The organism is Amycolatopsis sp. lyj-84, from assembly GCF_046549075.1.
GTDB lineage: Bacteria > Actinomycetota > Actinomycetes > Mycobacteriales > Pseudonocardiaceae > Amycolatopsis.
This window is the reverse complement of record NZ_JAJPWO010000023.1, coordinates 66,335-85,713: the sequence shown is the minus strand read 5'-3', so window position 1 is coordinate 85,713 and position 19,379 is coordinate 66,335. Positions and strand designations below refer to the sequence as shown.

Here is a 19,379-nt window from a genome sequence, read left to right as displayed (position 1 = left end):
CTTCAGGTATCCGTCTGGGGAAGGCAGGGCCGAATGCCGGACAGCAGCCGAGGCACGATCGTGGAGGAAAGATTGCCCTCGCCACCTCGCGGGGCCGCCGACCTGGGAGAAACCAGGCGCTGGTTCAGGAGCGTTCTGGAACGTCACCATCCGGGTGCGTCCGCCGACCTGGCCGACGACGCGGCCCTGGTGCTCGGCGAGCTGGTGACGAACGCGGTGGTCCACGGGCATGCCTGCCGGGCGGTCACCGTGGGGCTGACCGCGGACCGGCTGCGCATGGAGATCGACGACGCGAATCCGAGGCTGGCGTACGCGGGGGAGGACGCGGGACTCGGCCTCCGGCTCGTCGCCAGAGGTGCGGCCAGATGGGGGCAGCGGTGTGGTCCCGAAGGCAAGACGGTCTGGGCGGAACTACCGCTCAGGCAGGCCGGACCGCCGAGCAGCGGGAACCAGAGGGTTTGAACCGGACGATCCGAGGTACTTCCTCCTCATGGGCGATGAAGTCGGGGTATCGACGGCCGAAACGGCGATGACCGGGGCCGTCGACGAATCACTCTGGATCAGGCGTGTTCTCCTGGCCGTCGGGGTGGGCGGAGTGGTCGCCTTGCTCGCTTGGCTGGCGCTGTGGCTGGCCATCAACCTCTGACTCAGCGTGGTCGAGCCGCTGGTGGTCAATAGCTACGGATCCTCATCTATCGCTTCCGGCCTGGCTGAGGCACCGCTGCCCGGCAAAGCTGGGGATCGTGTCGAAGCGATTCGAGGATCCCGCGACCGTTGTCACCCTCGGGCCACATTACTTACGAGACCGCATGGTGGCCGGCGTGCTTCACCGGATGGCGGGCATGGCGGACGTCGCCCCCTACCTGCGAGGGCCGTCACGCGTGGCGGCGGTCCGACTGACCGGCGAGGTCCTTTCACGCTGTCTCGACGCGCTCGAGCCGGAAGGAAGCCTCAGTGGCGGTGACGACGCGCTGCGGCCTCGCGCGGGGGAACCCGCCGCGGTCAGGACAGTGCTGGCCAGGGTGCTGGGCCGGTTCGCCTGGGAACAGCTGACCGAGGTCATCGGCCCGTTCGAGGTGCCGCCGCTCGCCGTGTGCCGGTCCGCGGAGGTGCTGTTCGACAGTCTCGTCGAGCTGGCCCGCCCGGCGCCGCATTAAATGAGGACCCTTAGAGAAATCCCGAACAAGAGGTTCGCGCTTAGAGTCGTTTCATGAACGGCGCGACAGCGGATTTCGTCGCAGGGACCGCGCGGGCGATCGCCCGGTGTCCCGCCTTCGCCGTGGTCGAGGGCGAACCGGGTTCCGGGCGGACGCGGTTGCTCGACGAGCTCACCCGGCGCGAGACCGAGGACAGCGCCCTGGTCCGGGTTCGCTGCGCCCGGCGACGGCGGCCCGTCCCGCTCGGCCCGGTGCTCGAAGCGCTGAGCGCCGACCTCCGCCGGTGGAGCACGGTCGCTCCGCTCCTGTCGCCGCTCGCCGGTGTTCTCCGGTCGTTCCTGCCGGAACTGACCCAGGTGCTCCCCGAGGTGCCTGCCGACACGACCGGTCGTCATCTGGTGTTCCGGGCGCTGCGGGAACTGCTGACCGCGCACGACCGCACCGTGCTGCTCGTCGATGACGCCGACGAGGCCGACGAGGAAACCCAAGACCTCCTCAGGTTCCTGGCGGACCACCCGTCTCCGCGGCTGGCTGTCGTCGCCACCACGACGATCCGGGCGCATCGGCCCGTGGCGGGGGAGTCCTGGTGGCCCCCGAGGTCGGGAGTGACCGCGAGACTCACGCTGGCGCCGCTGGAGCCCGACGAGGTCGTGTCACTGGCAGGTTCCCGGGAACTCGGCGAACTGGTCCATCGCCGGACCGGTGGCGTGCGCGGTGCCGTGCACGCGGTCCTCGAAGCGCCTGGTGCGCCCGTGCCCCGGGCCTGGGCCGACGCGCTCGCGGCCAGGTTCGCGAAGGCGGAACCGGGCTGTGCCGCGATCGCCGAGGCGGCCGTGGTCTTCGGCCGCCCGGCCGGGAGCGCCGAGCTGGCCGCCGTGTCCGGTTTGGCCTCTGACGCCGTCGACGACGCGCTGCTTTCCGCTCTCGACGAGGGATTCCTGCGAGACCTGGGAAGGGGCCGGTACGCCGCACGCAGCCCCCTGGCGGCGGAGGTCATCCTCAGCGCTGTCTCCGGTCCTCGCCGATGCCGCCTGCACGGTCGCGTCGCACGTTTCCTTTCCGGTTCGAGGGAACCGGACGCGCCGAAGATCGCACAGCACCATCGAGCGGCCGGAGAACTCGCCGAATGGGTGCGCTGGACCTCGGAAGCGGTCGACAGAGCGGTGGCCGAGGGCAAACCGGACGAAGCCTCGCGCCTGCTCGAAACCGCGCTCGGCGAAGAGGGACTTTCCCGCGCGGACCGGGAAAACTTCGCGGTCAGGCTCAGCAGGGGGACGGCCTACGAGCTGATCAAGGAACCGACGGTCCGGTTGCTCCGCACGGCGGTGCGGGAGTGGCCGATGAGCAAGACCGCCCGCGGCGAGATCCGGATCAATCTCGGCCGGGTGCTGATCAACCAGGCCGGGCAGATCGACGCCGGCCGCTCGGAGATCCAGCTCGCCGTCGCCGACCTCTCCGACCACCGCGCGCTGCTCGCGCGCGGCCTGGTCACGCTGGCGCTTCCGCACCTCGGCGCGATCCCGGTCGAAGAGAACCTGCGCTGGCTCGATCAGGCCGAGCGCGCCAGCCACGGCCTCCGTGACGTCGAACTGCTCGCCGCGGTCACCGCGAACCGGATGTCCAGCCGGATGCAGGTCGCCGATCCCGGTGTCTGGCAGGACGTCGGCACGCTCCCGGACTCGCCGCGGTCGGCCGATGTGCGCCGTCAGGTCAGCCGGACCTACATCAACCTCGCCGACGCGGCCGCGTGGAACGGCTACTACCCGGTGGCCAGGTCGTATCTCGCGACGGCACGGCGGCTGATCCAGGACGAGCACCAGCCGTATCTGGAGGCCTTGGCCGCGGGCACGGATCTGCGGCTCGATGTCGTCATGGGCCTGTGGGCGGGAGTGGACACCGAAGCCCGTGAGCTGGTCGCACGGGTGGGCGAAGACAGTTCCCTGGCGGCCGAACCGCTGCTGGCACTGGGCTGGTACCACTTCGGCCGTGGGCGGCGAGCAGCGGCACTGCGCGATTTCGACGCCGCTTTCGGCCTTTCGGCGGGCAGTGTTCCCCTCCAGGCCTCGTCGTTCGCGGGCCGGGCGGCGGTCCGCTTGGCCGCCAAGGATCTCCCGGGGGCGCGTCGCCTCGTCGAGTACGGGCTGGAGAACGTCCGCCGCAAGAACAACTGGGTGTGGGCGGCCGAACTGCTTCCGCTGGCCGTCCGGATCCTGCTCGGGGAGCACGAGACCGAAGCCGCCGAAGCGTGGCTGGCCGAATACCAGGAAGGGATCATCGGTCGCGACGCGCCGCTCGCCCACGCGGCGGACCTCTTCTGCCAAGGGCTGCTCGCCCGGCCCCGCCCCGCCGAAGCCGCCGAATTGTTCAGTCGCTCGGCCCGGTCGTATCAAGCCTTGCCGCGGCCTTACGCGGCCGCGGGCGCGGAGGAACTCGCCGGGGAGTGCTACGCCGAACTCGGCGAGCACGAACGGGTCCTGGGCGCGCTCACCCATGCCGAGACGACCTACCGGGCGCTGGACTCCCTCGTCGACGCGCAGCGATGCCGACGGGCTCTCGCGGCTCACGATCCGGACGTGCCGCGGCGTGGCCGTCGCGGCTACGGCAAAGCGCTGTCACCCCGTGAACTCGAGGTCGTCGTCCTGGCCGCGCAGAACCTCACCAATCGCGAGATCGCCGAACGCCTTTTCCTCTCCGCGCGCACCGTCGAGGTCCATCTCGGCCGGGCGTTGTGCAAACTCGACCTGCCGTCGCGTGCCGTCCTGAGTGAAGAATTGCTGCGCGACCGGATCGCCGCGTCGAAAACCGCCTGAATTGTGTGATTCAATCAGGCTCGGTCTTTTCACGTCCGCGCCGATTGATGAGGTCCCTTATTTTTTCGGCATACGGGCCGAATTAATTCGAGCTTGTTCGACCTGTTTCGAGTTGCGGTAAAAGCGCAGGTAGCGGGCCTGTGAATTTAATGGGTAGTCCATCGTGGACAACCACTATTGTTCTCGCCTCCCGGAAAATTCACTGTTGTCACAGCGCCGTGGTCGCCCTCGCTCTCTCCCCGCCCGGCGCCGATTCCCCACCTTCAGGAGTATGCCGATGCGTGAACGTTTCCGTCCCCGACGGGCTTTGGCCTTGGCCACGGCCCTGTCCGCCGCCGTCCTCGTCCTCCCTGCCACCGCCTCCGCGGGCGAACAGGCCGTGCTGAAAGGGGGCCCGGACGCCATCCCGGGCGCCTACCTCGTCACGTTCGAACCCGGCCGGGCCGGCGCCGCCGACGCCCACTCGCTGGCCTCCGGCTACGGCGCGCAGGTCACCCGCACCTACGACGCGGCCCTGCGCGGCTTCGCCGGTCGCATGACGGAGGCGCAGGCCCGCAGACTCGCGGCGGACCCGGCCGTCGCGTCGGTCGAGCAGGACTCGACGGCCCGTGCCACCGACACCCAGAACGACCCCACCTGGGGCCTGGACCGGATCGATCAGAAAGACCTGCCGCTGGACAAGAAGTACAGCTATGCCAACAAAGGCGACGGTGCCACCGTCTACGTCCTGGACACCGGGACCGACTACCGGCAGTCCGAGTTCGGTGGCCGCGCGAGCAGTGGCTACGACTTCGTCGACAGCGACAACGACGCCTCCGACTGCCACGGCCACGGCACACATGTCGCGGGCACCGTCGGCAGCACGACCTATGGCGTCGCCAAGGGCGTGAAGATCGTCGCCGTCCGCGTGCTCGGCTGCAACTCCAGCGCGCCGTGGTCGACGATCGTCTCCGGTATCGACTGGGTCACCAAGAACGCCAAGAAACCCGCGGTGCTCACGATGAGCATCGGGGGCGGCGTGACGTCCACTGTGGACCAGGCGGTGCAGGGCGCGGTCCGGGCGGGGATCACCGTCACGGTCGCCGCGGGCAACGAAGGACAGGACGCCTGCAACGTCTCGCCCGCCCGCACGCCGGAGGCGATCACGGTCGCGGCCAGCGACGCGCAGGACAAGCGGTCGATCTTCAACTCGTCCCAGTCGTCGAACTACGGAACCTGCACCGACCTGTTCGGGCCGGGCAGCAACATCACCTCCACCCGCAACGGCGGCGGCACGCAGCAGATGAGCGGCACGTCGATGGCCACCCCGCATGTCGCCGGCGCGGCCGCGCTCTACCTGACCGCGAATCCGTCGGCCACCCCGGCGCAGGTCACCAAGGCGCTGCTCGACAACACCACCCCCGGCAAGATCTCCGACGTCAAGGGCTCGCCGAACAAGCTGCTGTACACCGGATTCCTCGGCGGCGGCACGCCGAACCCGCCGTCCTGCGCGGGTGGCAGCAGCACCGACGACGTCGCCATCCCGGACGCCGGTGACGCCGTGTCCAGCACCGTGACCATCGGCTCCTGCGATGCCAAGGGCACGTCGGGAACCTCGGTCGCGGTGGGGATCAAGCACGCGTACTCGGGCGACTTGAAGATCGACCTCGTGACGCCGAGCGGCAAGGTCGTCAACCTCAAGCAGGCCGGTGGCGAAAGCACGATCGACCTGTCCAAGACCTACACCGTCGACACGTCGGGCGAGAACCGTTCCGGCGACTGGAAGCTGCGCGTCCAGGACGTCTACCGCTTCGACGCGGGCGTCATCGACAGCTTCGGCCTGACCTTCTGATTTCCCTCCCTGTGAAAGGAACCACCGTGCAGAGAAAAAGAATCCTGGGCCTGCTGGCGCTGGGTGTGACGGCGCTGTCGATCCCCATCGCCGGAGGAACCGCCGGGGCGGCACCCCAGCGGACCGCGTCGGCGATCGCTCCGACCGGCGACGTCCGGATCCCCGACGGCGCCCACGCCCAGGGCATCGGCGGCGTGCCGGCCTCGGTCAAGGACTACCCGTTCGCCATCGCGGCCCTGCGTGAAGGCGGTTCGCGCCCCAAGGGGCAGAGCTGCAGCGGCTCGGTCGTGGCACCCCGCAAGGTGATGGTCGCCGCGCACTGCAAGGAACTGGCGGGCGAGAAGTCAGTCCTTTATGGACTCGACGACCTGAAGAGCACCGGCGGCACGCAGCTCAAGGCCGTCGACTACCAGCTCCACCCGCGGTTCACCCAGCCCTGGAACGGTTACGACGTCGCGATCATCACCACCGACGCCGACATCCCCGTCCCCGCGGGCGGCTACGCCAAGGTCGCCACCTCGGCCGACACCGGCCTGGAGACCCCGGGCAAGGACGGTTTCAGCCTGGGCTACGGCAAGAAGACCCAGAGTGACAGCCCCGCCGACGTCACCCTGCAGAAGCTGACCCTGCCGATCGTCAACGCGAACCAGTGCACCGGGGTGGAGAACGGTGTCGACCCGGCGACGATGATCTGCGCGGGCTACTCCGACGGCCGCAAGACCGTCCTGCCCGGCGACAGCGGCGGCCCGTTCATCGTCAACGGTGTCGTCGTCGGCATCACGTCGTGGAGCCGCAGCGACTTCAAGTGGTACAGCGTCTACAGCCGCCTGAACAACGAGATGGGCGACTGGGTCAAGGAACAGATCGGCGAAGCACCCAGCGCGGACAAGTTCACCCTGGCCGCGTCGCCGGGTTCGGCGAAGGTCGACCCCGGCAAGTACGTCTCGACGTCGATCACGAGCAAGCCGGGCAAGAACGGCACCGAGGACGTCGCGCTGACCGCGTCCGGACTGCCCGATGGCGCCAAGGCGACCTTCCAGCCGTCGACCATCAAGTCCGGTGGCACGGCGAAGCTGACGATCGAGACCGCAGCGAACACGCCCGAGCGGGACTACACGATCACCGTCTCCGGCAAGGGAACGACCGACACCGCGACCACCACGCTGACACTCACCGTCGGCAAGGGCGGCAGCGAGCCGGGCGACCTCAAGGTGACGCTCAATCCCGCGTCGGGCACCGCGCGGCCGGGTTCCATGGTCAGCACGAAGGTCTCCGCGACCGGCGGCAGCGGTTCCATCACGCTCTCGGCCTCCGGTTCCGGCCTGCCGTTCGCGCCGTTCTTCAACCCGCAGACCATCTCCAGCGGCGGTACGTCGACGATGCAGGTCTTCCCGCCGTTCCAGGCCGGGACGTACCCGATCACCGTGACGGCGAAGGACGGCTCCGGCAAGACCTCGACCGCCACGTACACGCTCACCGTCCAGTGACCACCAAGACCACGGAGGTGATCCACCATGCGTAACTCTCGAAAGCTCCTGCTGGCACTGGGTGCACTGACGCCGCTGCTGGCGCTCGGCGCCGGGAACGCCGTCGCCGCGGAGGCCGAAGGTGTTGTGGTGCAGGCGAAACAGCACTACGGCGACCAGTACATCGTGGTGCTCAAGGATGGTCTCGCGACCGCGCAGGCGTCGTCGGCTTCGCTGACCCAGCGCTTCGGCGGCGAGGTCCGGTCCACCTGGTCGGCCGCGCTGAACGGCTTCTCGGTCAAGAAGATGACCGAAAAGCAGGCGCGGCGGCTCGCGGCCGATCCGTCGGTCAAGGCCGTCTACCAGGACGGCACGGCCCGCGGCACCGAAACCCAGGCCAACCCGACCTGGGGGCTGGACCGCGTCGACCAGAAATCCCTGCCGCTGGACAAGAAGTACACCTACAACAACAGCGGTGAAGGAGTCACCGCGTACGACCTCGACAGCGGCATCAACCCGGCCAACCCGGAGTACGAAGGCCGGGCGAGCCTCGGCAAGGACTTCATGGGCGGCGACGGCAAGGACTGCCACGGCCACGGCAGTCACACCGCCGGCACCCTCGGCAGCAAAACCTACGGGGTCGCCAAGAAGGTCAAGATCGTCGGGCTGAAGGTGCTGGGCTGCGACAACTCCGGGCCCGACTCGGGCATCATCGACGCCGTCGACTGGGTGACGGCCAACGCGGTGAAGCCGGCCGTGGCGAACATGAGCCTCGGCATGGACGCACCGGGGGTCGGCGACGACGCGGTCAAGAAGTCGATCGCTTCGGGCGTCGTCTACGGCGTCGCGGCGGGCAACGCCTCGACCGACGCCTGCAACACCAGCCCCGCGCGGGTGCCGGAAGCCATCACGGTGAACGCGACGGACTCCAGCGACAACCGCTCGTCGTTCTCGAACTACGGAAGCTGCACGGACATCTTCGCCCCGGGCACCAACATCACCTCGTTGAGCCCGAGCAACGGTGGGTCCGCCGGGATGAGCGGGACCTCGATGGCGACACCGCACGTCGTCGGCGCGGCCGCGCTCTACCTGGCGGCCAACCCGTCCGCGACACCGAAACAGGTCCGGGACGCGCTGGTGAACAACGCGTCCGACGGTGTCGTCAAGAACCCGGGCAGCGGTTCGCTGAACAAACTGCTCAACGTCTCGTTCATCGGCGGCGGCGGCCCGGGGCCGAAGTGCGGTGCGAAGTCGAACACCACCCCGGTCAGCATCCCGGACGCCGGTGCCGCCGTGACGAGCGCGGTGACGCAGGACGGCTGTGACGGCAGGGCGTCCTCGTCGCTGCCGGTCAAGGTGGACGTCTCGCACACCTACACCGCGGACCTGGTGCTCGACCTGATCGGGCCGAGCGGGAAGGCGTACCGGCTCAAGGGCTCCGGTGGAGTCGGTGCGGCGGGCGGTGTCCACGAGACGTACACGGTGGACGCCTCCGGCGAGAACGCCAACGGCACCTGGAAGCTGAGCGCCCAGGACGTCTACCGGTTCGACACCGGCTCGATCGACGGGTTCACCGTCACGTTCTGACCCGGGGGCGAGGAAAACGAGGTGGGACCGGACTTGGCGACCGGTCCCACCTCACCGCGTCAGGCGCGGCGGAAGCTGTGCACCACGAACTGGGTCTTGGCGACCTGCTTGCCCGGTCCGAGCACGAACGACGGGCCGTTGCACGACGAGCCGTTGTACATCCGGATGCTGTAGCCGGTGCGGCTGACCGCGGAGTTGTAGTGCTTGTCCGGGTAGCAGTGGGTGTTCTTGTCGAAGTACCCCGCCGAGCTCTTCGTGCCGGTGTAGTTGAGCCCCGACCACAGGCACAGATCCGAGGTGCAACTCGGCGCGGCCATCGCGGTCGCGGGCGCGACCACCGTTCCCACGAGCGCGATGCCGGCGGCCAGCAGGGTCGTCAGGCGATACTTGCGACTCATCGTCGTCCCTCCTGAGCGGGCACTTTGCCCGGTTCGGCAGGAGCGTAGCCGCGGCATCGCCCGGCGGGGCGGTGTAGTTGCCCAACGGTGACCTTCCCGAGGCGTCAGCCGATCCGTCCCGGCACCGGTGGGCCGGTGAAGTCCACGTCGAGGTGGGTGATCAGGCCGTCCACACCGGACAGGTAGGTGGCCCGCATCGCGACGTCGGCGGTGTCGCCCGCCCTTGCGGTGCCGGGTCCGGGAATGAAGTCCGTGTCGTCCAAGGCGACGAAACGCACGGCGAGGTCCGCCACGGTCTCTCCGCCGTCCGGGGAGATGCGAACGCCTTTCGGCACCAGCACCTCGAACAGTGCCTCGTGGGCGGTCCGGAACCAGGCGAGCGATTCGGCCCTGCCGGTGAGGGTGGCCACCGGGAACCGGACACGGATGTCCTCGGCGTAGAACTCACGGTGCACCAGGTCCCAGTCCTGGCCGTTGAAAGCCGCGACATAGCGTAGATACCGGGCAAGGTCCATCATGGCCGCCAGCCACTGTCCGGGATCCGCACGGTGAACGCGCCACAGCTGAAACTCAGCCCGAAGGCGACGACCAGTCCCGTCCCCGGCTCGCGGTGGACCGGGTCGGCGAACATCAGGGGCACCGAACAGCCGAGAGTGTTCCCGTGGTCGCGCAGAATCCGGTAGGAGGACGCGGCTTCCGGCCCGTCCGGGGCGACGCCGAATTCGGTGCAGAGACCGTCCAGGATGCGGCGGCTGCCGGTGTGCAGGAGCATCAGTCCCGCCTCCGACGGCGAGGAGAGCCCGCTGGAACCTCCGGCCAGCAAAGACCGCACGGTGCTGACCGCGTAGTGCGTCCCGCGCGGGGTGACCTGCTGGCTGAGCGTGTAGAGACGCCGCCCGTGCACGACCGGGATGTCCGAGCCTCCGTCCGGCACGGTGCCGAGTTCCGCGTCGTCCGGCTGTTCGTTCGTCAGATGCGCCACCGGCCCGAACGTCGGCCCCGCACCTTCGCCGCCCAGCAGCATCGCCACCGCGGCGTCACCGAAGAGGAAGCCGTGCATGGCGTTCACCGTGTCCTGGCGGTCCGTCGCCTCGCTGAAGTGCCCGTACTCCCCGGGCAGCGGTGGGGAGAGCGGGGTGATCGCGTCCATGAAGCAGACCAGGACGCGCTTGCCGGGCTCGGCGTTGAGAAACCACCGTGCCGTGTCCACCGCTTTCGCCACCGCCGAGCAACCCAGGTACTCGAGGCTGAGGGCGACAGCCTCGCGGGGGATCTCCGGGACCGAAGCGAACAGGTCGCAGACCAGGCTCGGCAGCAACCTCCCCGGGCTGCTGGTGACACCGAGCACCAGGCCGATGGTGGCGGGATCGATGTCCGCTTTCGCCAGGCAGCCCCGCACCGCGCGGGTGGCCAGTCCCGACGCGGTGATCTCGAACTCGGGTTCGGCCCCGGCGAAGAGCACGTCGGGGTAGTTCGCCAGCACCGAGTGCCGGGTCCGCACACCCAGGTCGCTCAGCATCGCGACCAGCCGGGGGCTGAAACGGTCACCCGCCGAGGCCAGCAGGTCGGCCGTGGACCACCGGGAGGACGGCAGTTCGGCCGAGACGGCCAGCAGGCACGGGTCGGGCATCGGGCGCCTCCACGAACAGCGGTGGATCATGGCCGGTTTCCGGGTCATGATGGATGATCCGGACGCGAGTACACGGCGCCTCACGCGATCGAGGTACTAATGGACACGGCTTCCTGTCCGCCGGTGCCTTCGGCGTGGGGGATACGCGATCCCGGTGAACGTGCTTCGATGTGGGCGATGAGGCGGATGGCGGGCGACGGTGAGGGCCGGCGGCGGGCACTGACGAGCTACGTCGGTCGTGCGGAGGACGAGGACGAAGTGCGACGGCTGCTCGACGTGGGCCGTCTGGTCACGTTGACCGGTACCGGCGGCGTGGGCAAGACCCGGCTGGCCGCCCAGGTGGCCAGTTCGCTCACCCGTGACTTCCCCGGAGGCGTGGCCGTCGCGGGATTGGGCGAACTACGGGACGAGCGACTGGTCGCGCGCGCCGTCGCCGACAGTCTCGGTCTGCACGACACCGCGGGTCGTACGGACCTGGAGGCCGTGGTGTCGTACCTCCGGCCCCGGCGATCGCTGCTGTTGCTGGACAACTGCGAGCATCTGCCGGTCGGTAGTGCCGACCTGGTCGCCGCACTGCTTCGCGACTGCCGGGATCTGGTGGTCCTGGCCACCAGCCGGTGCTCGCTGGGACTCGACGGCGAGCACATTCTGGCGATCCAGCCTCTTTCCGTTCCGCCTGAGGAGGTCGGCACGCCCCAGGAGGCGCTCACGTTCGACGCGGTGCGGTTGTTCGCGGAACGAGCCATGAGCGTTCTTCCCTCGTTCGAGGTCACCGAAGACAACGCCGCGTCCGTTGTCCGGCTTTGCCGGCGCCTGGACGGCCTGCCGCTGGCGATCGAACTGGCTGCGGCACGCGTTCGCGTCCTGTCGCCGTCGCAGATCGCCGACCTGGTCGACCAGGGCTCGGGGGTGCTGGTCACCGGTCTCCGGCTCCCCGTTGAGCGGCATCGGACGCTGCGCGCCACGCTCGAGTGGAGTCATTCCCTGTGCACCGCCGACGAGCGAGCCGCTTGGGCGTGCTGCTCGGTCTTCGCCGGGCACTTCGATCTGTCCGCGGCCGAGGCCGTCTGCGGCCGGTCAGGGAACGAGGTATTGGACGCCGTCGCCGGTCTCGTCGACAAGTCGGTGCTGATCCGCGTCGACGGCGCGGACAAGGTCCACTATCGGATGCTCCGGCTGCTTCGTGAATTCGGCGGCCGTCTGCTGGCCGAATCCGGCGATGAGCCAGCGGTGGCCGTCAGGCACCGTGATCACTACGCCGAGTTGATCGAGCAGGCCGCCGGAGCCTGGTTCGGACCGGGACAGGACGAGGCGTTCGAGCGCATGACCGCGGCGCACGCCGACGTCCGGGAAGCATTGTCGTGGTCGTTGCGAACGCCCGGCGTAGGGAAGGCGGCGCTGACGATGGCGACCGCCATGATCGAGTACTGGGTCGCTCGCGGAGCCGCGTGGGAGGTACGCGACTGGATCGATCGTGCGCTCGACGTGCTCCCTCCGGAGGCCCCGGGTCGTGCCCGCGGCTTGGCGATCGCCTCTCTCTGCGCCGCGCTGCACGCGGACCTTCCGCTCGCCAAGGAGCGGCTGACCGCGGCCGAGGCGGTCGAGGACGACGAGGCGGCGCCGTACATCGCCCACGCCCGGGCGTTCGTGCTGATGCTGTCGGCCGAGCCGGATTCGAGCGTCCACGCCGCGGCCGCGGTCCGGATCTTCCGCGAGCGGGGCGACGCACGGCGTCAGATGCACCCCCTGTTCATCCAGGGTGTCGCGCTGGCCTATCGCGGGGAACTGCCAGGAGCGCGGGAACTGCTGGGTTCGATGCGCAGACAGTGCGAGGAGGCGGGGGAGGACCGCTACCGTTCGATGGCCCTGTTCGGCATCGGTGTCGCGGAGGTCTGCTTCGGCGGCGACGTCGACGAAGGCGAACGATCCATCCGTACGGCGCTGGAGATCGACCTTCGCGGGTCGGACGTGCTGTCCGCGGCATACCGGGTGGACGGTCTGGCCTGGGTTTCCGCCCGGCGCGGACAGTGGACCCGGGCGGCGGGCCTGTTCGGAACGGCCGCGACACTCTGGGATCGCTGCGGTGCCGAGCCCGACGTGGCCGTGTCGACGGCCCACCGGGAGTTCCGCGAAGCCACCAGGAAAGCTCTGGGGGACGACAAGTTCGACGCCGCCTTCAGCGAAGGGCGGCAGCGGAGTCCGCACGAAGCGCTGAGCGGAACGAGCGCGCGCCGGGACGACGGCACCGAGGATGTCCTGCCGCCGCTGACACCGCGCGAGTCGGAGATCGCGCGGCTGGTCGCGGCCGGGATGAGCAACCGGGAGATCGCGGCACGGCTGGTCATCGCCCGCCGCACCGTGGAGACGCATCTGCAGCACATCTCGAACAAGCTCGACTTCGCCAACCGGACCCAGCTGGCCGTCTGGGTCGAGAACCGGGCCCGTGGCGGGCCGCGGTGACCCGGAGGCCACCGCGGCCGGGGTGCTCAGGTGAGTGGGCACGTTCCCTGGTAGGCGGCGATCTTCGGGTCGTTCGCCGGGAGGGGGCACAGGAACCGGTCGTACCTGGTGTCTTCGTCCACGAAGCGCTTCAGCCACGAAATGCTGTATTTGGCGATGGTCACGTTGGGTTTCGTCGGCACCATGTGCCCGGCGCCCGCGAGCAGCATGTACGCCTTGTTCAACGACGCGGGAAGGCTTTGGTAGAACGGGCGGGAATGCGCACCGTCCGGTGCGATGAAATCGTTCTGGGCACTGACGACGAAGGTGGGGACCTTCAGGTCGGAGAAGATCGTGTTCGGATTCCAGCCCGTCAAGGGAATGGCCGCCTTCAGGGTGGGGGCCTTCTGCGCGGCGATCAGGGAACCACCGCCGCCCATCGAATGCCCCATGACGGCCAGCCGGTTCGGATCCACCCGGCTCCTGGCCTGGCTCTTGTCCGTGACGTAACGCAGGGCCGCGAGCAACTGCTCCGATCGGACGTCCGGGGTGTCCCAGGTGCTCGTGGTCGAGAACGTGATGACCACGAAGCCCTGTGACGCCAGCCGCGGGCCGTACCAGGCGACGGCGGCCTCGGTTTCGAGAAAGCCGGGTGCGATCGCGATCGCACCGAAAGTGCCTTGACCGGTGTCGGTCGGATAATGGATCGTCCCGCCGCCGAACCCCTGCCCGGACGGAACCTTCTCGGTCGCGATCCGGAACGACCCGAGGGTCGCCTCGACAGTGGCTTTCGTCGGAGCAGGCCCTCGAGCGTAAGGACTTTCCTCGGTGGTCGCCGCCGACGCGACTCCGCCGACGGGCAGACCCGATGTTCCCGGCACGGCCACCAGCAGTGCGATCACCGCACCGGCGATCGCGGCGGTCCATTGTGGTCGACGCTTCATTGCGCATGTCCTCTCGGAAGAACCGCTCCGACGCCGGAACGGGGTTCCAGGTATAGAGGAACGCATTCGCCTGAACGTCGTGGAAAACACGTACCGGCGGAAATCGGGTTCTCACGGTGGGGAATCGCGCGTCCGAGTGACAGTCCGCCCGGGAGGAATTGGCATTCAGGCGCGGTGTCCGCCCGGGTCGTTCACCTCGCCGTTCCCGTCGCCGTTCCCGTCGCCGTGATGGACGGCAACGCGCGGTCGGTTTCGGCGACCCTGGTGAACCTCGCCATCAGGGGTGCCAGTGCCGGTGTCATGAGTGCTTTGTCGGCCGCTCTACGCAACGTCAGGCCGAACCGGGTCCGGGGGAAGGCGAAGGGTTTGATCCAGCGGGGGAGTCCCTGGACGTCGTCGACGAGTGGTCGCATCCAGTTCTCGTAGGCCGTGAGCCCGGGGGTGAGGGAGCCCGATCCGGTGCCGGACAGGCAGGCGGCGAGGACGTAGCCGCTGACGAGCGCGAGCGAGGCGCCGCCGCCGCCCATCGGGGTCACGCACCAGGCGGCGTCACCGGCCAGGCACACCCGCCCGCGGTGCCAGACCGGCATGCGGATCTGGGTGAGATGGTCGAAGTAGACGTCGTCGGAGCCGTCGAACCCGTCCAGGATCCGGGGCGCTTCCCAGCCCACGCCGGAGAAGCGGTCGCGGAGCCGGGTCAGGGCCTCGGCCCGGTCGAGCCGGGTCGGATCTTCGGCCTCCGTGCAGGCGAGGATGGCGCGCGTGGTGCCGTGGTGGTCCGGGCGCAGGTGGACCTGCCGTCCGCCGACCGTGGTGTACCAGCGCCATCTGCTGTCGTCGCCGGCGGTGCGCGGGATGGTGCCGAAGACCATGGTGATGCCCAGCGCGCGGCGGTCGACCTGGCCCTCGAAGAGCAGGTCGCGGGTGGCGGAGCGGACCCCTTCGGCGACGACCAGCAGGTCGGCGCGCAGGACCCGGCCGGCGCTCGTGGTCACGGTGACCGCGTCGGCCTCTTCCCGGACCGCGGCGATGGGGTCGCCGTACCCGATCTCGACTCCCTCGGGCAGCTGCCGCAGGATCGTGCCGGCGAGATCGCCGCGCAGGATTTCGAGTTCGGCGGTCGCGCCGTCGGAGGGCAGTTCCACCCGCACTTCGCCGGAAGCGTCCACGAAGACGGTGCCGGTCTCGGTGGTGTTCTGCGCTTTCACCGCGTCGGTCAGGCCCATCCTGGCGAGCACCTCGCGGCCGACACCGCGGACGTCGACGTTCTGCCCGCCGTCGCGAAACGCCGTCGCCCGTTCCAGCACGGTCACCTCCCAGCCGGTGCGCCGAAGCCAGAAAGCGGCAGAAAGTCCGGCGATGCTCGCGCCGGACACCACGGCATGTCGAGTGGTCATTCGAGTTCCCCTGTCGGTAGCCGTCGTAGTAGCTTTACTGCAAAGCTACTATGGTGCAAAGGAGCTCGCATGGCCAATGCCGACCCGTTGACCGAAAACTGGACACCGATCCAGATCGAGGTGATGCAGCGGCTTCGAGACTGGGCTGTCGGCTTCGGTGAGATGCACCGGCATCTCGCCGTCTGGATGCGGCTGCCCGTTTCGGACGCCAACGCACTGGGCCAGATCACCTGGGCCGCCGAAGCGGGCACACCGCTCTCGCCGGCGGAGCTGTCCCGGCGGATCGCCATGACCACCGGGGCCACCACGATTCTGCTGAACCGGCTCGAAAGCGCCGGTCACGTCCAGCGCAGCCGCGAGAGCAGCGACCGTCGCCGGGTCACCCTGCGCCCGACCCCCGCCGCGCGAGAACACGCCCGCCGGTTCCTCGCCTTCGCCGGGACCGAGATCGCGGCCACGCTCCACGCCGCCGACCCCGAGGAACTCCGTGTCGTCACCGCGTTCCTGTCGAAGATCACCGAGGCGACGGAGAACGCCAACCGGCGATTGGGGCCATGAACGAGGGCCCTACCAGGCTGCGGTTGGCGCCGGTGTACTTCCGCGCCGTACTGTGAAAGTGCCGTTCGACCGAAGTGAGGGGACAAGATGTTCTGGACCATCCTGGGCTGGATTCTGTTCGGCCTGATCGCCGGGTTCATCGCGCGAGCACTGGTCCCGGGCAAGGACGACATCGGCCTGCTGCGGACGATCGTGCTGGGTGTGGTCGGCTCGGTGGTGGGCGGTCTGTTGTTCGGCCTGCTGACGGTCGGCATCCGCGGTTTCCAGCCCGCCGGGTGGATCGGGTCGGTGATCGGCGCGGTGATCGTCCTGGTCATCTACAACAAGGTGACCGGCCGCAAGAGCCGTCGCTCCTGATTGTCCTTAAGGGACACTTTGTGGTGCAGGTGTCCCGTTTAGGTGTTTCAGGGGCGGGTCGTGCCGGATTGAAGGCTCCCTTAGCCGCGTACGATGTGGTGAGGGGAGCCTTCGGCGTCGCGGATCTGGACCGTCCGACGAGAGTCGGCCACATCTCGAGCGTCCACAAGGGACAGTTTCGGCCGGGCTAAATGTCTGATTGTTGCCCATATGCACGCTTTGTGGTCGGGGTTGTGAGTGGCGATTCGGGTTCTGGTGGACCGGTATTGGCCTGCCCACTGGATCCTGATGTCATCTCGGTGGGCTTGTAGGGCTTGTTCTGGATGCCGATGTGGGCGAGTGGGGAGGATTTGGGACGTTGAACGTCTCAAATCCTCCCCACTCGGCTGCCGTTCGCGAGGTTGCGGGGGTGGCACGGTCTCGATCGACGGAGGATCGGGGACGTTGAGTGTCCCCGATCCTCCACGCTCGAACCTGCTGCGATGAGATTCCGGTGTCATCGAACTCCGAGACAGGACCGACCCCTCAAAACCGCACATCTAGCCATCAACCGGACATTCAGCCGCCAGAGAGTGTCCCTTGTGGACACTCTTGGGATGATTAGCGCCCGCAGGTCAGTCCAGAACCACGCCGCCGAGGCCGCCTCCCGACCTTGAAGCCAGCGAAGGGATGGCGCGACCCGCTTTCGTCTGCCGGTCAGGCTGGCGCGTTGCACGACCGGACACACTTCGATGTCCGGCCGGGCACTTCGCGGCGGCGGTGGTGCCGGAAGATCAACGGTGACCTGCGATGTCCGGAGTGGACGTGCGACCGGTGTCGAGGTTGCGCGGAAAGCGCGCCTTCGCGAAAGTTCCCGGTGTCGGTGAGAATGGGACGATCCCACCGTTCCACAAAGGACCGAGGAGAACGCACGATGAAGCTCCGTACTTCGACCAGGTTGGTCATGCTTCCCGCGCTGGTGGCGCTCGGTGCGGTCGTCCCCGCCCCCGCCGCCTCCGCGGTGATCGGCGGTTCGGTCAGCACCTATGCGCCATGGGCGGTCCGGATGGTGGTCGACGAGACGCCGTTCTGCACCGCGACCGCGATCAGCCGTGAGTGGATCCTCAGTGCCTCGCACTGCTACTTCGACGCGGGACAGCAGATCGACGATTCCCGCATCAGTTTCCGGGTGGGCGATCTGGACCAGCGCAAGGGCACGACCGTGCGGCCGGTGCCCGGCAGCACCCACGGCGTCGGGATCGCGGACATGATGCTGATCAGGGTGCCGCCGATGGACGTCAAGCCCGCCCGGCTCCCCGCTCCGGATTCCGTGCGTCCCGGGCAGATCGTGCGGCAGTACGGGTGGGGCGCGACGTGTCAGGAGGACGAGACCACCTGTCAGTCCGATGTGCTCAAAGAGGCCGTTCAGCGGGTGCTTCCCCCGGGCCAAGCGCGCTGCGAACGGTTCACCCCGCCGGGCGGCGGAGACGGCCGGGACCTCTGCCTCGGCCGGATCACCGGCATTCCCGGTGGTGGCGACTCCGGTGGCCCGATCATGGCCACCGGACCGGGGCAGCGGGACACCATCGTCGCGGTGGAGAACGATTCGGACCGCGACCGCACCGCGGGTGCGGGCAACGTCTCCCTGGTGCTGGACGAAATCCACCAGGTGATCGGCGCCTGATCCGGACCGGGCCGCCTATCGCCGGCTTGTTCCGTCACAGCCAGCCGGCGCGGGCGACGTTCAAGGCGAGTTCGAAGCGGCTGGTCGAGCCCGTGGCGGCCATCAGCCGCTCGACGCTGCGGGTCACGCTGCGTCTGCTGATGCCGAGGTTCCGGGCGGCGACCTCGTCGGTGGCGCCACCGGCCAGCAGGCCGAGCAGGCGCAGGTCCTCCTCGCGCAGGCCGTCCACCTTCTCGCCGCGTTCCGACAGCAGGCTCGCGCGATCCCAGACGGAGGAGAACAGCGCGCACAACGCGGGGAGCAGGCCACACTCGCGGACGAGGATCGCGTTGCGGTGCCGGTCGGCGCTCGCGGCGGTCAGGGAGACCAGGGCCGCGCGGTCGTCGACGATCATCATCTTGGCCGGGACCGTGCCCACCACGCGCGCCTGTTCGCCGGCCGCCATGCACGGGGCGATGTTGTCACGGAAGTACCGGGCGTCCTGGACCGATGCCCGCGCGTACACCACCTGGTAGCGGACGCCTCGCCGGAGGTTCGCCAGTTCGATCGGGTTGTCGATCGTCGGTGCGCCGTAGGGCGGGGTGTCCAGGAGGCGGATCCGCTCCGCGGCGCTGTGTTCCAGTTCGCACACCTTGTCCTGCAGGATCTCGTCGGAGATGAACTCGATGGCGTCCGGGCCCGCCGGTGCGGGGGAGTGCCTGAGATAACGCTGGTAGGTCTGCAGGGTGCCCTGCCCCGCCGCCGTCAGTTCGGCTTCGCGCCCCGCGGTCAGGAGTTTGACGGCGGCGGCAGGGTCGAGGGGCGCGACGGTTTCGCTGTCCTCGCCCACTGCGCGGGTCGTCATGCCGAGTGCGGTCAGAGAGGTGAGCGCGGCTTCGGTCTTGGCGTGGTTCAAGTCCACCTGGGACGCCAGATCGGCGATCGTGGACGGGCCGCTTCGCAGCAGCGCGCCGTAAATCCGCGCCTGAGTCTTGCGCAGTCCGAGGCTGCGCAAATGTTCGTAGAGCGGATCGGTGTTCGGCATCGTCGCCTCCTCGGACAAGGGTGCCATGCACCGTAGCCGAGGAAAGGCGTTCGTGCGCCACTGGCGCACAAACGCCGATCCGATTCGACTTTAGTCGGTTGATCGAGGGGAAAGGTCG

At 68.8% G+C, this 19,379-nt stretch carries 17 protein-coding genes; 11 read left to right on the top strand and 6 right to left on the bottom strand.

The window, feature by feature from the left end:
- Nucleotides 1–72 precede the first annotated feature (72 nt).
- The 7 genes from ACLJRM_RS42010 (at nt 73) to ACLJRM_RS41980 (ending at nt 8,851) form a co-directional block, all read left to right on the top strand.
- Nucleotides 73–462, top strand: coding sequence for an ATP-binding protein (locus ACLJRM_RS42010; RefSeq protein ID WP_410666223.1), 390 nt, complete (start codon nt 73–75; stop codon nt 460–462).
- Nucleotides 463–490: 28 nt separating this feature from the next.
- Entirely contained in the window at nt 491–646 is a 156-nt protein-coding gene (locus ACLJRM_RS42005) for a hypothetical protein (protein ID WP_158255813.1), read from the top strand.
- A gap of 163 nt (nt 647–809) precedes the next feature.
- Nucleotides 810–1,157, top strand: a complete 348-nt coding sequence (locus ACLJRM_RS42000) for a hypothetical protein (protein ID WP_101607243.1) — start codon at nt 810–812, stop codon at nt 1,155–1,157.
- 53 nt (nt 1,158–1,210) lie between these two features.
- The gene (locus tag ACLJRM_RS41995) at nt 1,211–3,967 is read left to right on the top strand and encodes an AAA family ATPase (protein WP_410666222.1); all 2,757 of its coding nucleotides are present in this window, start codon (nt 1,211–1,213) and stop codon (nt 3,965–3,967) included.
- Between the two features lie 277 nt (nt 3,968–4,244).
- A complete protein-coding gene (locus tag ACLJRM_RS41990; RefSeq protein WP_101607245.1) occupies nt 4,245–5,798 on the top strand; it encodes a S8 family peptidase in 1,554 nt (517 codons plus the stop codon).
- 26 nt (nt 5,799–5,824) lie between these two features.
- The gene (locus tag ACLJRM_RS41985) at nt 5,825–7,285 is read left to right on the top strand and encodes a trypsin-like serine protease (RefSeq protein ID WP_410666221.1); all 1,461 of its coding nucleotides are present in this window, start codon (nt 5,825–5,827) and stop codon (nt 7,283–7,285) included.
- 27 nt (nt 7,286–7,312) lie between these two features.
- Entirely contained in the window at nt 7,313–8,851 is a 1,539-nt protein-coding gene (locus ACLJRM_RS41980; RefSeq protein WP_101607246.1) for a S8 family peptidase, read from the top strand.
- 59 nt (nt 8,852–8,910) lie between these two features.
- Here the strand turns inward: ACLJRM_RS41980 and ACLJRM_RS41975 are convergent, their stop codons facing one another.
- The 3 genes from ACLJRM_RS41975 to ACLJRM_RS41965 form a co-directional block, all read right to left on the bottom strand.
- Nucleotides 8,911–9,249, bottom strand: a complete 339-nt coding sequence (locus ACLJRM_RS41975) for a peptidase inhibitor family I36 protein (protein ID WP_158255812.1) — start codon at nt 9,247–9,249, stop codon at nt 8,911–8,913.
- A 104-nt stretch (nt 9,250–9,353) separates the two neighbouring features.
- A complete protein-coding gene (locus tag ACLJRM_RS41970) occupies nt 9,354–9,767 on the bottom strand; it encodes a nuclear transport factor 2 family protein (protein ID WP_410666220.1) in 414 nt (137 codons plus the stop codon).
- On the bottom strand, nt 9,764–10,879 hold the full coding sequence (locus tag ACLJRM_RS41965) for a 3-oxoacyl-[acyl-carrier-protein] synthase III C-terminal domain-containing protein (RefSeq protein ID WP_101607249.1): 1,116 nt from the start codon (nt 10,877–10,879) through the stop codon (nt 9,764–9,766). Before ACLJRM_RS41965 ends, ACLJRM_RS41970 begins: the two co-directional genes overlap by 4 nt.
- Before the next feature lie 168 nt (nt 10,880–11,047).
- On the opposite strand from ACLJRM_RS41965, the gene ACLJRM_RS41960 reads away from it, so the two are divergent.
- Nucleotides 11,048–13,339, top strand: a complete 2,292-nt coding sequence (locus tag ACLJRM_RS41960) for a LuxR C-terminal-related transcriptional regulator (protein ID WP_410666219.1) — start codon at nt 11,048–11,050, stop codon at nt 13,337–13,339.
- Nucleotides 13,340–13,365: 26 nt separating this feature from the next.
- Here ACLJRM_RS41960 and ACLJRM_RS41955 read toward each other — a convergent pair whose 3' ends face one another.
- On the bottom strand, nt 13,366–14,262 hold the full coding sequence (locus ACLJRM_RS41955) for a dienelactone hydrolase family protein (protein ID WP_410666218.1): 897 nt from the start codon (nt 14,260–14,262) through the stop codon (nt 13,366–13,368).
- A 191-nt stretch (nt 14,263–14,453) separates the two neighbouring features.
- Nucleotides 14,454–15,659, bottom strand: coding sequence for an FAD-dependent oxidoreductase (locus ACLJRM_RS41950; protein WP_410666217.1), 1,206 nt, complete (start codon nt 15,657–15,659; stop codon nt 14,454–14,456).
- Nucleotides 15,660–15,728: 69 nt separating this feature from the next.
- On the opposite strand from ACLJRM_RS41950, the gene ACLJRM_RS41945 reads away from it, so the two are divergent.
- From ACLJRM_RS41945 to ACLJRM_RS41935, 3 genes are all read left to right on the top strand, one after another.
- Nucleotides 15,729–16,217 carry a MarR family winged helix-turn-helix transcriptional regulator gene (locus ACLJRM_RS41945; protein ID WP_410666216.1) on the top strand — a complete coding sequence of 163 codons (489 nt, stop codon included), beginning with the start codon at nt 15,729–15,731 and terminating at the stop codon, nt 16,215–16,217.
- Between the two features lie 87 nt (nt 16,218–16,304).
- Nucleotides 16,305–16,574, top strand: a complete 270-nt coding sequence (locus ACLJRM_RS41940) for a GlsB/YeaQ/YmgE family stress response membrane protein (RefSeq protein ID WP_101607254.1) — start codon at nt 16,305–16,307, stop codon at nt 16,572–16,574.
- Nucleotides 16,575–17,487: 913 nt separating this feature from the next.
- The gene (locus ACLJRM_RS41935; RefSeq protein WP_101607255.1) at nt 17,488–18,237 is read left to right on the top strand and encodes a trypsin-like serine protease; all 750 of its coding nucleotides are present in this window, start codon (nt 17,488–17,490) and stop codon (nt 18,235–18,237) included.
- A gap of 34 nt (nt 18,238–18,271) precedes the next feature.
- Here ACLJRM_RS41935 and ACLJRM_RS41930 read toward each other — a convergent pair whose 3' ends face one another.
- Nucleotides 18,272–19,261 carry a TrmB family transcriptional regulator gene (locus ACLJRM_RS41930; protein ID WP_410666215.1) on the bottom strand — a complete coding sequence of 330 codons (990 nt, stop codon included), beginning with the start codon at nt 19,259–19,261 and terminating at the stop codon, nt 18,272–18,274.
- Nucleotides 19,262–19,379 lie beyond the last annotated feature (118 nt).

Excerpts from the sequence above, each read along its gene's own strand:
- ACLJRM_RS42005 (WP_158255813.1), top strand. The coding sequence starts at position 491 with ATGGGCGATGAAGTCGGGGTATCGACGGCCGAAACGGCGATGACCGGG.
- ACLJRM_RS42000 (WP_101607243.1), top strand. The coding sequence starts at position 810 with ATGGTGGCCGGCGTGCTTCACCGGATGGCGGGCATGGCGGACGTCGCC.
- ACLJRM_RS41995 (WP_410666222.1), top strand. The coding sequence starts at position 1,211 with ATGAACGGCGCGACAGCGGATTTCGTCGCAGGGACCGCGCGGGCGATC.
- ACLJRM_RS41990 (WP_101607245.1), top strand. The coding sequence starts at position 4,245 with ATGCGTGAACGTTTCCGTCCCCGACGGGCTTTGGCCTTGGCCACGGCC.
- ACLJRM_RS41980 (WP_101607246.1), top strand. The coding sequence starts at position 7,313 with ATGCGTAACTCTCGAAAGCTCCTGCTGGCACTGGGTGCACTGACGCCG.
- ACLJRM_RS41975 (WP_158255812.1), bottom strand. The coding sequence starts at position 9,249 with ATGAGTCGCAAGTATCGCCTGACGACCCTGCTGGCCGCCGGCATCGCG.
- ACLJRM_RS41970 (WP_410666220.1), bottom strand. The coding sequence starts at position 9,767 with ATGATGGACCTTGCCCGGTATCTACGCTATGTCGCGGCTTTCAACGGC.
- ACLJRM_RS41965 (WP_101607249.1), bottom strand. The coding sequence starts at position 10,879 with ATGCCCGACCCGTGCCTGCTGGCCGTCTCGGCCGAACTGCCGTCCTCC.
- ACLJRM_RS41960 (WP_410666219.1), top strand. The coding sequence starts at position 11,048 with ATGTGGGCGATGAGGCGGATGGCGGGCGACGGTGAGGGCCGGCGGCGG.
- ACLJRM_RS41955 (WP_410666218.1), bottom strand. The coding sequence starts at position 14,262 with ATGAAGCGTCGACCACAATGGACCGCCGCGATCGCCGGTGCGGTGATC.
- ACLJRM_RS41950 (WP_410666217.1), bottom strand. The coding sequence starts at position 15,659 with ATGACCACTCGACATGCCGTGGTGTCCGGCGCGAGCATCGCCGGACTT.
- ACLJRM_RS41945 (WP_410666216.1), top strand. The coding sequence starts at position 15,729 with ATGGCCAATGCCGACCCGTTGACCGAAAACTGGACACCGATCCAGATC.
- ACLJRM_RS41940 (WP_101607254.1), top strand. The coding sequence starts at position 16,305 with ATGTTCTGGACCATCCTGGGCTGGATTCTGTTCGGCCTGATCGCCGGG.
- ACLJRM_RS41935 (WP_101607255.1), top strand. The coding sequence starts at position 17,488 with ATGAAGCTCCGTACTTCGACCAGGTTGGTCATGCTTCCCGCGCTGGTG.
- ACLJRM_RS41930 (WP_410666215.1), bottom strand. The coding sequence starts at position 19,261 with ATGCCGAACACCGATCCGCTCTACGAACATTTGCGCAGCCTCGGACTG.